The following is a 13,708-nucleotide window of genomic DNA, read 5'->3' on the forward strand; positions in this document are numbered from 1 at the left end:
GTCAGGCGCTCCTCGATTTTGTAATTGGGCGTGCCCTCGGCTGCGGGGCTTCGCCATGGGATGTCTTGCGGATGAACATCTGCCCGAGCAGGCGCTCCATCCTCTCGGCTTCAGTCGAAAGATGGCGCGCCAACTCGACCTGGCGCGCGGGAACCATGCGGCTGTCGATCGCCGCCAGGCTGAGCGCGCCAGCGACGCGGCCGTCCGGATAGCGGAAGGCAATGCCGACGCCCCAGGAACTGGCCACCAGCCGGCCGGGATTGAGCGAAAAACCGCGCTTGCGGGCCAGCGCCAGATCGGCACGGATCTCGTCCGGCGGAAAACCCGGATACTGCGTCAGCAGCGCCTTCTCGTTCGCCGCCATGATCCGTTCGATCTCACCGTCCGGCAGCGCCGCCAGCATCGCGAGCGAGCCGGCACCGACTCCGAGCGGGTGCTGCTGGCCAGTCTGCAGCGCATGGGTCCGGACCGGATAGGTTCCCTCCTCCCGATGCAGGCAGACCGAGTAGTTCTCGCGCCGGATCGAGAGAAAGCTCGTATCCATGGTGTTCGCCGACAGGCGCCTCAGGCTCTCCATGGCGAGCTCGAGCAGGCCGTGCCGGCGCGCAGCCAGGACGCCCAGCACGAAAGCCTCCTCGCCGAGGCAGTAATGCCGCGAGACAGCCTCCTGCTCGACGAGACCGGCGCGCATCAAGGCGAGCAGCAGCCGACGCGCCGTCGGCTTGTTGAGCCCGCTTTCGATGACGATCTCGCTCAGCGGCAACCCGCCCGCGGGCTCGCGGCCAATCAGAGCCAGGAGCCGCAAGGCCCGGTCGACACTCTGCGAGCCCGAGAGATCGCCGGCTGATGCAACGAAATGTTCCATCCTGCGGCCTCAGAAATAGTCCACAATATGGACCCAACGATTGTTTGCAGCAGCCTAGTTCGGCCTCAGAAAGATTGCAACGCGGGGCTGCTTGTGTATTCTTGGCCCAGTCCGCTGGATTATTCATCCACAGTATGGACCGCGCCGGGCCTCAAGAACGTTCACAAGATCGGCGCGCGGGAGGAAGGGCAGATGTTGTCACGGGATTCCGGCTGGCCGGAGGCCAACGCCATGGCTGAAGCGGACATCCGCTGCGGCTCTGTTCCGTCATGCGCGCGCTCCGGCGCTGCCATGCTCACGCAGGCTTGAGCCCGGACATGGCACATCTCAACGAGAGCGCTGTTCCTTCCGAGAACCTGCTCGATACGGATGCGATCCGCACCGGCTCGGCGATCATGCGGCCGATCGAGATGGTCAGCGCCGCGCTGCTGCTGCTGATCGTCGCGCTGCTGCTGCTCGGCGTCACCACGCGCTATGTCTTCTCCCTGCCGATTGTCTGGATCGACGAAGCCGCCTCGATCTCCTTCCTCTGGCTTGCCATGCTCGGCTCCGCGATCGCGATCGATCGCAACGAGCATCTCAAGCTGACGCTCTTCATCGGTATGATGCCGGAGCGCCTGAGCCAGTTCGTGCAGACGCTGGCCCTGATCGTGGTTGCCGCCTTCCTCGCGGCAATGATCTACCCGGCGATCGACTATGCCATCGAGGAATCCTACGTCACCTCGGCCGCGCTCAATATCCCGAACAGCTGGCGCGTCTCGGCCATCGCATGCGGCATCACCTTGATGTTCGTGTTGACGGTTCGCCATGCCATCCGCACCGCGAGGCTGCCGGACCTGATCGTCGCCGTCGCCCTCGTCGCCGGGCTCGCCGCCGCCTGCTGGGGACTGATCCCGGTCTTCAAGGGCCTCGGCTACACCAACATCCTGATCTTCCTCGTCATCACGGTGGCGCTCTGCCTCGTCGCCGGCGTACCGATCGCGTTCTGCTTCGGCATGGGCACGCTCGCCTTCCTCGCCTTCAGCACCAATGTCCCGATGATCGTGATGATCGGGCGCATGGACGAGGGCATGTCGAGCATCATCTTGCTCTCCGTGCCGATCTTCGTGCTGCTCGGCTGCATCCTCGACGCCACTGGCATGGGCAAGGCGATCGTCGATTTCCTCGCCTCGATGCTCGGCCATGTCCGCGCCGGCATGTCCTATGTGCTGCTCGGCTCGCTCTTCCTGGTCTCCGGCATTTCGGGCTCGAAGGTCTCCGACATGGCGACGGTTGCGCCCGCACTCTTCCCCGAGATGAAGCGCCGCGGCTACCAGCCCAAGGAACTGATCGCCCTGCTCTCGACCGGCGCGGCCATGGCCGACACGGTGCCACCGAGCATCGTGCTGATCGTGCTCGGCTCGGTCGCGGGCGTCTCGATCGCCGGATTGTTCAATGCCGGCTTCGGCATCGCCATGGTGCTACTCGTCGCGCTGGCGCTGCTGGCACGCTGGAAAGCCATCGGCGAGGACATGAAGGGCGTGCGGCGCGCGCGCATGGCCGTGATCGGGCGCACCGCTCTGATCGCCGGTCCGGCGCTCGTCCTGCCCTTCCTGATCCGCGGCGTGGTTGGCGGCGGCATTGCGACCGCGACCGAGGTTTCGACCATCGCGGTGCTCTACGCCTTCGTCATCGGCATCATCCTCTATGGCGGCATCGGCTTGCGCAAATGCTATGCCATGCTGGTCGAGACTGCGGCGCTCTCGGGCGCGATCCTTATGATCCTCGGCACCGCGCTCGCCATGGCCTGGGCGCTGACTCAGACCGGCTTCGCGCGCGACCTCGCCACCTTCATGGCCGGCCTGCCCGGCGGCTGGCTCACCTTCATGGCGGTGACGATCGTCGTCTTCCTGGTGCTGGGCTGCGTGCTCGAAGGCCTGCCCGCGATCGTGCTGATGGCGCCGCTGATGTTCCCGATCGCCAAGAATCTCGGCATCAACGATGTGCATTATTCGATGGTGGTGGTCACGGCGATGAATATCGGACTGATGACCCCGCCGATCGGAATCGGCTTCTACATCGCCTGCAAGATCGGCAATGTCTCGCCGGACGAGGCGATGGGCGCGATCTGGCCCTATCTCATCGCGCTGCTGATCGGCCTTGTCGTCATCGCGGTCGTGCCCGGCCTGTCGACCTGGGTGCTCTGATGCGCCGGCATGGTCGCCACCATCGCAGTGAGGGTTGCAGGGCTGCACCCGCAAACGCGAGAACTTAGGACAACCGAAATCCCGTCGTCGCGACGCAAACCAGCGGCGGCGTGAAAGCAACATCGATCAGGGAGAGAAACACTCATGACCATCTCACGCCGCACTCTGCTGCAGGGCACCGTCGCTGCCGCCACCATCGGCTCCTTCCATATCGGGCGGGCCGAGGCGCAGACCGCCGAATTCACCTACAAATACGCCAACAACCTGCCCGTCGCGCACCCGATGAACATCCGCGCCAATGAGGCGGCGGAGAAGATCAAGCAGGACACCAAGGGCCGCGTCGTCATCCAGATCTTCCCGAACAATCAGCTCGGCTCCGACACCGACATGCTGAGCCAGGTCCGTTCGGGCGGCGTCGAGTTCTTCACGCTGTCGCCGCTGATCCTCTCGACGCTGGTGCCGAACGCCTCGCTCAGCGGCATCGGCTTCGCCTTCCCGAACTATGACGCAGTCTGGAAGGCGCTGGACGGCGAGCTCGGCGCCTATGTCCGCGGCCAGATCGGCAAGGCCAACCTCGTCGTCATGGACAAGATCTGGGACAATGGCTTCCGCCAGATGACCAGCTCGAAGGGCCCGATCAACACGCCCGACGACCTCAAGGGCTTCAAGATCCGCGTGCCGGTCAGCCCGCTCTGGACCTCGATGTTCACCGCCTTCCAATCGGCTCCGGCCAGCATCAACTTCGCCGAGGTCTACACCGCCCTGCAGACCAAGGTGGTCGACGGCCAGGAGAACCCGATGGCGATCATCGCCACCGCAAAGCTCTTCGAAGTGCAGAAGTACCTGTCGATGACCAACCACATGTGGGACGGCTTCTGGTTCCTGGCGAACCGCCGCGCCTGGGAGAAGCTGCCGGAGGATCTCCGCAAGATCGTCGCCAAGAACCTCGACGACGCAGCGCTGCTCGAGCGCGCCGACGTCGCCAAGCTCAATGCCGGCCTCAAGGACGAACTCGTCTCGAAGGGCATGGTCATCAACGACACCCAGGCAGCTCCCTTCCGCGAGGCCCTTCGCAAGGCCGGTTTCTATGCCGACTGGAAGAAGAAGTACGGTGACGAAGCCTGGGCCATCCTCGAGAAGGCCGTCGGCAGCAGCCTGAGCTGAGCCGTTCCGCCGACTTTCCAAGCCCGGCGGAGCAACAGCGCCGCCGGGCTTTCATTTGAACCATTCGCCCCGTGAAGGACACACGTCATGGCCGACCGGCTGAAGGGCAAGACCGCGATCGTTTTCGGCGCCGGCTCCTCCGGCCCGGGCTGGGGCAATGGCAAGGCCGCAGCGGTCGCCTATGCGCGCGAGGGCGCGAAGGTCATCTGCATCGATCTCGTCCAGGCTGCCGCCGACGAGACCGCAGCCATCATCAGCGAAGACGGCGGCGAAGCGCTCGCCATCGCGGCCGATGTGACGGCGCAGGGCTCGGTCGATGACGCCGTCGCGACCACCATGGCGCGCTTCGGTGGCATCCAGATCCTGCACAACAACGTCGGCGCGACCCATATGGGTGGGCCGGTCGAACTCAGCGAGGAGAAGTTCAGGGCTGCGCTCGATCTCAATCTCGGCTCGGTCTATCGCACGGCCAAGGCTGTCATCCCGGCGATGCTGGCGAGCGGCGGCGGAGCGATCGTCAACATCTCCTCGCTCGCCGCGATCCGCTGGACCGGCTACCCGTACTTTGCCTATTACGCCACCAAGGCAGCGGTGAACCAGGCGACGATGGCGCTCGCCATGCAATATGCCCGGCAGAACATCCGGGCGAACTGCATCATGCCGGGCTTGATCGACACGCCGCTGATCTACAGGCAGATCTCGGGCCAGTATGCCTCGGTCGACGAGATGGTCGCCGCCCGCAACGCCGCCGTGCCCATGGGCAAGATGGGCACGGCCTGGGATATCGCTGCGGCCGCCGTGTTCCTGGCCTCGGACGAATCGGCCTTCATCACCGGTGTTTGCCTGCCCGTCGATGGTGGACAGAGCTGTGCGGTCGCAGCCTTCCCGAGCTGACACCGAGATCATCGGTCGGTTATCGGACCCGCCGATGATCTAACCTTATGTGCTTGCATCGGCCCGAAAACCGCAATCCAGTTTTCGGGCCGATGCTTTAGTCGAGCGCAGACTGCATCTCGATCTGGTAGCCTTCCGGATCATCGAACACGAACGCCCGGATCCGGAGCGCTTCATGGCTGCGCGGCGGCTTCAGCGCCGGGACGCCGACGCTCGCGACATAGGCATGCCAGGCGTCCACATCGGCGACGCGGATGCAGATCTGCACCGGCTTGACCGGATGGGCGCGATGGCTGCCGCGGCTCTCGTCGACAAGGCCGACATAGCCGCCCTCGGTCACGCGGTAGATCTTCGACCAGCCCTGGTCGATCGCAAGCTCGAGCCCGAGCACGTCCTCGTAGAAACGCATCGCCTGCGGCAGATCGCGATAATAGAGGAAGGTGATGAGCTTCTGGGTCGCGTCATGCGACGGCCTTGCAGTCGTCAAGGCGTGCCTCCGTCCCGCGCAGCTATTTGCCCATCACGAGGTTTGGCAGCCAGGTCGTCAGCGGCGGCCAAAGCGTGATCGCGACCAGTACCGCCAAGAGCGGCACGAGCCAGGGTATGATCGCGCGCGACATCGCCTCGAAACTGATCTTGGCGATTTTCGAGGTGACGAAGAGCACCACGCCGACGGGCGGCGTGATCGTCCCGATCATCAGGTTGAGCACGAAGATCAGCCCGAACTGGACGGGATCGATGCCGAACTGCGCCGCAGCCGGCGTCAGGATCGGGATCAGGATCAGCATCGCGGCGAGCGCTTCCATGAAGCAGCCGATGAAGAGCAGCAGCAGGTTGACGATCAGCAGGAAGGCAAGCGGATTGCCGGCGAGATCGACCAGCATCGGCCCCACTGTCTGGGGAATCCGCGAGATCGACAGGCACCAGCCGAGCGCGGCAGCCGTCATCACCAGCGCCAGCACCACGCCCGTCGTCTCGACCGTCTCGACGACGAGCTTCGGCAGGTCGTCCAGGTCGAAGCTGTGATAGACGAAGAGGCCGAGAACCAGCGCGTAGGCGGTTGCCACGGCCGCCGCCTCAGTCGGCGTGAAGATGCCTCCCATCATGCCACCGAACAGGATCACGGGCGTCATCAGCGCCCAGTGCGCTTCCCGGTAGGCGACCCAGAGCTGGCGAAATCCTGGGAACGGATGACGGGGTAGGTCGCGCTTGCGCGCGATGTAGACCACCATCGCCATCAGCGCGCCTGCCATCAGCAGGCCGGGAATGACGCCGGCGAGAAAGAGCCCACCGATCGAGACATCCGCCGAGACTCCGTAGATCACCATGGGCAGCGAGGGCGGGATGATCGGGCCGATGGTTGCGGAAGCCGCGGTGATCGCGGCCGCCGTCTCGGGATCATAGCCCTCGTCCTGCATCGCCTTGATCTCGAGCGTGCCGACACCGCCAGCATCGGCGACGGCCGAGCCCGACATGCCGGCGAAGATGACGCTGGCAAGGATATTGGCGTGGCAGAGCCCGCCACGCATGAAGCCGACGCAAGCTGTGGCGAAGGCGAAGATTCGGTCGGTAATCCCGGCCGAATTCATGATGTTGCCCATCAGGATGAAAAGTGGCGCCGCCAGCAGCGGGAAGGAATTGGCCGACTGCGCGATCTTCTGCGGCACGATGCCGAGCGGGAAACCGCCAAAGAAGGCGAAGGCGGTGGCGGCGAGCCCCATCGAGACGAAGAGCGGCACGCCCAGCAGCAGGGCCGCAAACCAGACCGGCAGGATCTGGAGCATCAGGGCGCTCATAGCGGCTGCGCTCCCGGCTCAGCGGTGACGATCCTGCGCCCGGCCAGCACATCGCCGATTTCGGCCAGCGCCTGCAGCATGAGCGCGATGCCGGCGATCGGCATCGCCACGTAGAGAGCGGCGGTGCTCACTGGCAGCGCGATCGAGTCGACATCCCAGGTTCGCTCGATCAACCCGTAGGAATAGCGCGTCAGGATCGCAGCGAAGAGGATGATCGCCGCCTGCGTCAGGACCTCGAGCCCGCGTTGCATCGCGATCGGCAGCCGCTCGGCGAAAATCGTGATGCGGATATGCGAGCGCCGCCGCGCCGCGATGATCCAACCGACGAAGCCGCACCACACGAGCAGGTACTGGGCAAGCTCGTCGCTCCACGCCAGCGGATTATTGAGCTGGCGGAAGACGACGCCGAGCACCACGGTCGCGAGCAGGGAGAGCAGCAGCAGGACCGCGGCAGTTCGCACGAGACGGTCTAGAAACGGGACGAGCGCGTTCACCGGGATAACCTTCTTTCGGTTCAGGCCGTTGACGCGTCATGCCGGTCGAAGCTCAGCGGAAAGCCGGATTCCATGCCTGAACACGGGAAATGTGGTTCAGGCATGGGTCCAAGTCGATCTTCGGCCGCGCCGGGGATGACGGATGAATAGAGGAGCCCGCGACTACAGCGCCGCCAGCGTGTCCCAGGTGCCCTTGCCCCACTTGCCCTCGAACTGACCAGGCAGCGTCGCGAGAACCGGCTTCTTGAAGCTCTCGAGATCGGGCTCGATCACGTTCATGCCAGCGGCCCTCAGCGTCGCGACCAGCGAGCCTTCCTGGCTCGCGAGCTCGGCATCCTGCCAGGCAACGCCGTTGGCGATCGCCGCCTCGAGCAGCGCGCGGTCGGCGTCCTTCAGCGCCTTCCAGAAGTCCTCGTTCACGATGACGAGGCGCGGCGTGATGATGTGGCCCGTCAGCACGAGATGTTTCTGCACCTCCTGCAGCTTGGCGCTGTGGATCGTCGGCAGCGGGTTCTCTTGGCCGTCGACTGCGCCCTGGCTCAGCGCCAGATAGAGCTCGTTGAAGTTCACCGGCGTCGCCTTCGCACCCCAGGCCTCGGCCATGGCGCGGAAGGTGTCGACCGGCGGTACGCGCAGCTTGAAGCCGGCCATGTCGGCGGCGCTCTTCACCGGCTTGGACCCGGTCGTCAAATGGCGCTTGCCGTAATAGGTGACGGCGACCATGCGCATGCTGCGCTTCTTCGCCAATTCCTCGTTCATCTTCGCGAAGAGCGGGGCATTGGCGACCTTGGCCATATGGGCGGCGTCGCGCCAGAGATACGGCGCCTCGATCACCGAGAGCTGCGGCAGAAAGGAGCCGAGCGCGGCTGCCCCGTCCGTCGTCATGGTGAGCGCGCCGGAGGCGACCGATTCCATCATGTCCTTGCCGGAACCGAGCTGGCCGGCAGGAAAGGACTGGATATCGACGCGACCGCTTGTCTTCTCCTTCACCTCCTTGGCGATGCGCTCGACCATCTGCACCTGCGGATGCGCGGCCGGCAGCATTTCGCCCCAGCGCAACACGGTTGCTTGCGCTCGCGCGATCGCGGGCATGAATATGCCCGCCGCGGCAGCCGCGGAACTGGCAAGGAATTCGCGCTTCGTCAGCTTCGTCATCTCCGGTCTCCTCCCGATGCGGCCGGTTCTCCGGCTCGTTTCCGCCAAGGCCGCCCGTTTGGCCGGGTCGGCCGGTTCTTCATTCCAAGTCCCTGATCCTCAGTAGCTCATGGCCCGGTTGCGGGCGTTGCCGATATGCGCGCTCATCTCGGCTGCGGCCCGCTCGGGGTCGCGCGCCTCGATGGCGGCAATGATCTTCAGATGGTCCTGCATGACCGGAACCAGGATGTGGTTCTGGATGCGTGTCTCGTATTGGCGGATCAGCCTGATCTTCAGCCAGGTGACCCGGAAGGCCTTGGAGACGATATCGTTGTCGAGGTGATCGATGATCGCTTCATGCATCAGCCGGTCGACATCCTCCGCGTCCTCGATCAGCGTCTCGTCGCCGCCTGCCTCGGCCCGCCGGATGATCGCTTCGTGGCGCTCGCGCTGTTCGGCGATCTCTGCGTCGGTCGCCGTTTTCGCGTAGAGTGCAGTCGCTTCCTTTTCGAGGAAGAGCCGGAATTGGAACGCATTGCGGATCAGGTTGAGATCGACATGGGCCACCTGCATGCCGCGCTGCGGCACGGTCTTGATCAGACCTTCCGCCTCGAGTCGCGGGATCAGTTCGCGAATCGCGCCGAGCGGCAGGCCGGTCATCGCCACAAGCTCGCGCTGCGTGACGAACTGGCCTGGCTTGATCTCGCGCGCTAGCAGCCGCTCGGTGAAGCTGACATAGGCCTTGTCCCGCAGCTTCAGCGGTTCGCCCTCGCGCTCCTGATCGTTCTCGCCCATGCTCTCCCGTTCCTCTTGCAGCTCCTCAGGCGGCCTTGGCTCGCGTGATCGTGTCGAAGGCCGCGAACAAGCGCTGCCGCTGAGCTTCGCTCAAGGCCTCGAGCGGCGGCCGCATCGCACCATAGCCCTTGTCGCCATGCAGATGGCCGACCAGCGCCTTGACCGCCGGCAGCACCGGATAGCTGCAGACCTCGTCGACCAGCGCATTCACCACTGGGCTTTCCGTCCCTTCATAAACCATCGGCCGGAGCAGCCCCGACACCAGATTGGCGACGCCGCAGATCGTGCCTTGGGCGCCCGCCCTCACTGCACGAGCCAGCAACCGCTCGTCGCCAACCAGGATGGCGAGCTCGCCGTGAGCCTTGAGCAGGGCTTCGGTATTCGCATAGCTGCCCGAGGAATCCTTGACCCCGGTGACGATGCCCGGAAACGCCTGCTTCAGCCGCTCGACCAGCCCGACGCTGATATCGACCGCCGTGACCGAGGGGATGTGGTAGAGGATGGTGTTGCGGGCGGACGGCCCCAGCTTCTCGAAGAACTGCGAGAACCAGGCATAGAGGCCCTCGTCGCTGACGCCTTTGAAGTAGAAGGGCGGCGCGACCAGCAGACCCTTGGCGCCGATTTCGAGCGCAACCTTGGCCTGCTCGATCGATTCATGCAGCGAGGCGGCGGCGACGCCGGCATAGATTTGCGTGGCAGGATCGATGCCGGCGCCGACCAGCGCACCCAGCATCGCTGTGCGTGCCGGCAGGCCGAGCGCCGCGCCCTCGCCGGTCGTGCCGAACAGCGTGACGGAGTCACAGCCCTCGGCGAGCACATGGCGCGCATGCTTGACCAGGCGCGGCAGATCGACGGCCCCGCCTTCCCGCATCGGCGTCGTGATGGCGCAGGAAAGGCCAAAGCGGTTCGGGTCGATAGCCATTGGAGGAATCTCTCCTGAGGTATGAATGTCTGACATGTTAGTTTGCGGTCAAAGCTGACGCAAGTTCGGGACGAAGCGGAAATCCAGGTAGAGCTCAGCCATCCTTCAGCCCTCCGGCCGATAATCCGGCAACGATCTCGCGCTGGGCCAGCACCGTCAGCAGCAGCACCGGCAACGTCACCAGCAGTGCGGCGGCGGCGAGCGGCCCCCAGGAAATCTGCTCGAAGGTCAGCGAATTGTAGACGGCGGACGGCAAGGTGCGGCTGTTCTTGCCGCCGAGCACGACCGAGAAGATGAAGTTGTTCCAGGAGAAGATGAAGGCGAGGATGCCGCCGACCACGATGCCGGGCCGGGCCAGCGGCAGCGCGACATGGCGGAAGGCCTGCCAGGTCGTGGCGCCATCGATGCGCGCCGCATCCTCCAGTTCCATCGGCACATTCTCGAAATAGCCGATCATGATCCAGACGATGATCGGAATGGTGATGACGAGATGCGTGATCACCAGCGCCGTGATGCTACCGACGAGCCCTGTCATCTGGAACAGCAGGAAGAGCGGGATCAGATAGGACAGGGCCGGCGTCATCCGTGCGACCAGGATCAGGATCGCAAACTTCGTCGCCTTGCCGCGGGCGATGCCGTAGCCGGCCGGCACGCCGACCCCGAGCCCGATCAGCACCGCCCCGCCCGTGACCAGGATCGAATTCCAGAGATAGAGCGCGAAGTTGTTCTTCTCGAAGACGTCGAGATAGTTCGCCAGCGTCGGCGGGTTCGGGATGAAGACCGGCGGGAAAGCAGGGTTGTCGAGCTCGTTCTTGAACGAGAGCGACAGCATCCAGAGGAAGACGAGGACGGCCGGCGAAACCAGCACGAAGACCGAGAGCGCAAAGCCGATCTTGGAGGCGAGCCGCTTCATTCCGCGTTCCACTTCGACTTCTGGCGCGCGTAGAGCAGCAGCAGCGAGAGCATGATGATGATGACGAAGAAGATCACCACCACGGCCGAGGCGTAGCCGATCTTGTAGAACTGGAAGGCCTGCAGGTAGAGGAAGATATTGAGCGTCTCGGACGCCGTGCCTGGCCCGCCTTGGGTGATCACGAAGATCGTGTCGAAGGCCTTCAGCGCATCGATGGTGCGGATCACGATCGCCACCATGATGAAGGGCCAGACCAGCGGCAGCGTGATGTGGCGGAACATGTGCCAGGAATTGGCACCGTCGATCAGCGCGGATTCATAGGGTTCCTTCGGCAACCCAGCCAGGCCGCCGAGCACGATCAGCATGACGAGCGGCGTCCAGTGCCAGACCTCGACCAGGATCAGCGTCGGGATCACGGTATGAGGGTCGTAGACCCAGGGCTGGGGCCCAACGCCGACGAGTGAAAGCAGGTAGTTCAGCACGCCGAGCTGCGGGTGGAACATCATCGTCCAGACCAGCGCGACGGCGACCGGCGTCGCCATCATCGGCATCACGAAGATGGTGCGCAGCAGCCCCCGGAATGGGAACTCGCGGTGGAAGACCAGCGCCGCGGCCGTGCCGAACACGATCGGCAGCACCACGGCCAGGATCGTGAAATAGGCCGTATGCCCCATCGATTCGATGAAGCGCGTATCGCGGAACAGTTCGGAGAAGTTCTGCAGGCCGACGAATTCGGGGCCACCGCCGATCTTCCAGTCATGGCCCGACATGTAGAGCGTGAACAGCCATGGGAAGACGATCACCCCGAGGATGAGCAGCACGGCTGGCAGCGAGAACAGCCAGTAGCGCGGCGTGAAATCCGCTGAATGTCTCGCAGGCGGCGCCTTCGGCGTCGTGAGATCCGCTGGCATGGCGGTTGTGTTGGTCATGTCTGCGCTTTGCTGAAAACGTTTTGTCGTGCCCGCCCTGTGGCGGACATTCACCTCGTGAACATCACCTTTCCCCGGAGGGGAAAGCCATCATGGCCGGGGTACGCCCGGCCATGATGGCGATGTTCGTCAGCCCTGTTCGCTCTTGACCAGGACCGGCGCGAAGGTTTCGGTTGCCTTCTTCAACTCGGCAGCCACATCCGCACCGCCGAGCGCATTGGTCAGCGCCACGCCGAAGACATCTCGGAATTCGGTCACCGGAACGATCTGCGGCAGCGCAGCGCGCGCGACCTTGGCCGAGCCGAGCAGGCACTCGAAATACTGCTTGCCGAACTTCGACTGCGAGATGGTCTCGGTGTCGAGATAGGCCGAGGCGCGCCCGGGTGCCCCGGCACCGGCCTTGAGCATCGCGATCTGCTGAGCCTTGCTGGTCATGAACTGGAGATAGAGCCAGGCAGCCTGCTTCTTCTGCGAACCGCGCGAAATGCCCATGCCATCGGCGAACATGCCGGCATGATGCGCCTTCGGCCCGGGCGGCGTGATGCCGTAGCCGACCTTGCCGACGATACGCGACTTCGTCGGGTCCTCGAGCGGCGTGGCAAAGCCGATGCCGTCGAGCCACATCGCGGCGCGACCCTGCATGAAGGTGGTCTGGCATTCGTTCCAGTTGAAGCCGACCTGACCGGCCGGACCGGTTTCCTTGTTCAGTTTCTTGTAGAGTTCGCCTGCCCAGACCGCCTCGGGCGTATCGGTGAGCAGCTTGCCTTCGGGCGAGGTGGTCTCGATGCCCTGCCCGAGCAGCAGGCTGGCCCAGACCGGGACGTTGGCGTTCTTCAGGCCGCGCGAGACGAAGCCGGCAATTCCCTTGGCCGGATCATGCAGCTTGGCCGCGACGGTGGCGATCTCGTCCATCGTCTTCGGATAGGCAACGCCCTTCGCGTCGAAGAGCGCCTTGTTGTAGTAGATCATCCAGTAATCGACGAAGAACGGGATCGTATCGAGCGATCCGTCGGCCTGGCGAGCATAAGCGACAGGCCCCGCGCCGAAATCATCGAAATTGAAGCTCGGCGAGGTCAGCGAGGCGTCCTTGATATAGGGCGTCAGATCCTCGAACCACCTGCCCTTGGCGGCCATGCGCTTCTGCACATGCAGCGAGATGCCGCTGACGTCGAAGCTCGGCTTGCCCGAGGCGAACTCGATCACCGCCTTCTGGCGTTGCTGTTGCTCCGGCACCTGCTCGGCGGAGACCTTGATCCCAGTGAGTTCGGTGAATTCCTTCTCCGCCGCCTGCATCAGGTCGGAGCGCGGGTTCTTCACCAGCAGCACGTCGATCGTCGTGCCGGAAAAGCGCTTCCAGTTGAAGGCGGCCTGCGCATGGGCTTCGCGCAGAACCATCGGCGATCCGATGGCGCCCGCCGCGCCCAATGTTGCAGCCCCGCGCAGGAGCGCGCGCCGGCTCGGCTTCAGAATGCTGTCTGTCATGGTTGTCCTCCCTGTGGACGCAGATTGCGGCCCGTTGACGAGCCTGCCTGTTTATCCGGCCGAGCGCCGGTCCCGTCGAGACATTGCCCTTCGGATCCGGCGCTGACGCTAATCCCGTTCGATGCCGGTTGCAA

The 13,708-nt window shown here is 64.4% G+C and carries 13 protein-coding genes; 3 read left to right on the top strand and 10 right to left on the bottom strand.

Going from position 1 to position 13,708, the window contains the following annotated elements:
- Window position 1 precedes the first annotated feature (1 nt).
- On the bottom strand, window positions 2-865 hold the full coding sequence (locus tag FG93_RS22080) for an IclR family transcriptional regulator (RefSeq protein ID WP_043238505.1): 864 nt from the start codon (window positions 863-865) through the stop codon (window positions 2-4).
- A gap of 317 nt (window positions 866-1,182) precedes the next feature.
- Here FG93_RS22080 and FG93_RS22085 point away from each other — a divergent pair, with 317 nt between their 5' ends.
- From FG93_RS22085 to FG93_RS22095, 3 genes are all read left to right on the top strand, one after another.
- Complete coding sequence (locus FG93_RS22085) at window positions 1,183-3,051, top strand: TRAP transporter large permease subunit (protein WP_052514035.1); 1,869 nt, start codon at window positions 1,183-1,185, stop codon at window positions 3,049-3,051.
- Between the two features lie 144 nt (window positions 3,052-3,195).
- Window positions 3,196-4,215 (top strand): TRAP transporter substrate-binding protein, encoded by a 1,020-nt coding sequence (locus FG93_RS22090; protein WP_043238507.1) that lies wholly within the window; start codon window positions 3,196-3,198, stop codon window positions 4,213-4,215.
- A gap of 87 nt (window positions 4,216-4,302) precedes the next feature.
- Entirely contained in the window at window positions 4,303-5,109 is an 807-nt protein-coding gene (locus tag FG93_RS22095) for an SDR family NAD(P)-dependent oxidoreductase (RefSeq protein WP_043238510.1), read from the top strand.
- A gap of 97 nt (window positions 5,110-5,206) precedes the next feature.
- On the opposite strand, the gene FG93_RS22100 is transcribed toward FG93_RS22095, so the two are convergent.
- From FG93_RS22100 to FG93_RS22140, 9 genes are all read right to left on the bottom strand, one after another.
- Window positions 5,207-5,596 (bottom strand): VOC family protein, encoded by a 390-nt coding sequence (locus FG93_RS22100; RefSeq protein WP_043238512.1) that lies wholly within the window; start codon window positions 5,594-5,596, stop codon window positions 5,207-5,209.
- A 22-nt stretch (window positions 5,597-5,618) separates the two neighbouring features.
- Window positions 5,619-6,905 carry a TRAP transporter large permease gene (locus FG93_RS22105; RefSeq protein ID WP_052514036.1) on the bottom strand — a complete coding sequence of 429 codons (1,287 nt, stop codon included), beginning with the start codon at window positions 6,903-6,905 and terminating at the stop codon, window positions 5,619-5,621.
- Window positions 6,902-7,399, bottom strand: coding sequence for a TRAP transporter small permease (locus tag FG93_RS22110; protein ID WP_043238515.1), 498 nt, complete (start codon window positions 7,397-7,399; stop codon window positions 6,902-6,904). Before FG93_RS22110 ends, FG93_RS22105 begins: the two co-directional genes overlap by 4 nt.
- Window positions 7,400-7,561: 162 nt before the next feature.
- Window positions 7,562-8,554 carry a sialic acid TRAP transporter substrate-binding protein SiaP gene (locus FG93_RS22115; RefSeq protein ID WP_043238517.1) on the bottom strand — a complete coding sequence of 331 codons (993 nt, stop codon included), beginning with the start codon at window positions 8,552-8,554 and terminating at the stop codon, window positions 7,562-7,564.
- A 99-nt stretch (window positions 8,555-8,653) separates the two neighbouring features.
- Complete coding sequence (locus FG93_RS22120) at window positions 8,654-9,328, bottom strand: GntR family transcriptional regulator (RefSeq protein ID WP_043238519.1); 675 nt, start codon at window positions 9,326-9,328, stop codon at window positions 8,654-8,656.
- Window positions 9,329-9,353: 25 nt separating this feature from the next.
- Window positions 9,354-10,250 (bottom strand): dihydrodipicolinate synthase family protein, encoded by an 897-nt coding sequence (locus FG93_RS22125; protein WP_043238520.1) that lies wholly within the window; start codon window positions 10,248-10,250, stop codon window positions 9,354-9,356.
- Between the two features lie 94 nt (window positions 10,251-10,344).
- Window positions 10,345-11,163 carry a carbohydrate ABC transporter permease gene (locus tag FG93_RS22130; RefSeq protein WP_043238522.1) on the bottom strand — a complete coding sequence of 273 codons (819 nt, stop codon included), beginning with the start codon at window positions 11,161-11,163 and terminating at the stop codon, window positions 10,345-10,347.
- Window positions 11,160-12,074, bottom strand: coding sequence for a carbohydrate ABC transporter permease (locus FG93_RS22135; RefSeq protein WP_152579564.1), 915 nt, complete (start codon window positions 12,072-12,074; stop codon window positions 11,160-11,162). The genes FG93_RS22130 and FG93_RS22135 overlap by 4 nt, the downstream gene beginning before the upstream one ends.
- Window positions 12,075-12,221: 147 nt before the next feature.
- Window positions 12,222-13,574, bottom strand: coding sequence for a sugar ABC transporter substrate-binding protein (locus FG93_RS22140; RefSeq protein WP_043238525.1), 1,353 nt, complete (start codon window positions 13,572-13,574; stop codon window positions 12,222-12,224).
- Window positions 13,575-13,708: the final 134 nt, after the last annotated feature.

The sequence above is a fragment of the Allobosea sp. LC85 genome (assembly GCF_000735605.1).
In the GTDB taxonomy this organism is placed as follows: Bacteria; Pseudomonadota; Alphaproteobacteria; order Rhizobiales; family Beijerinckiaceae; genus Allobosea.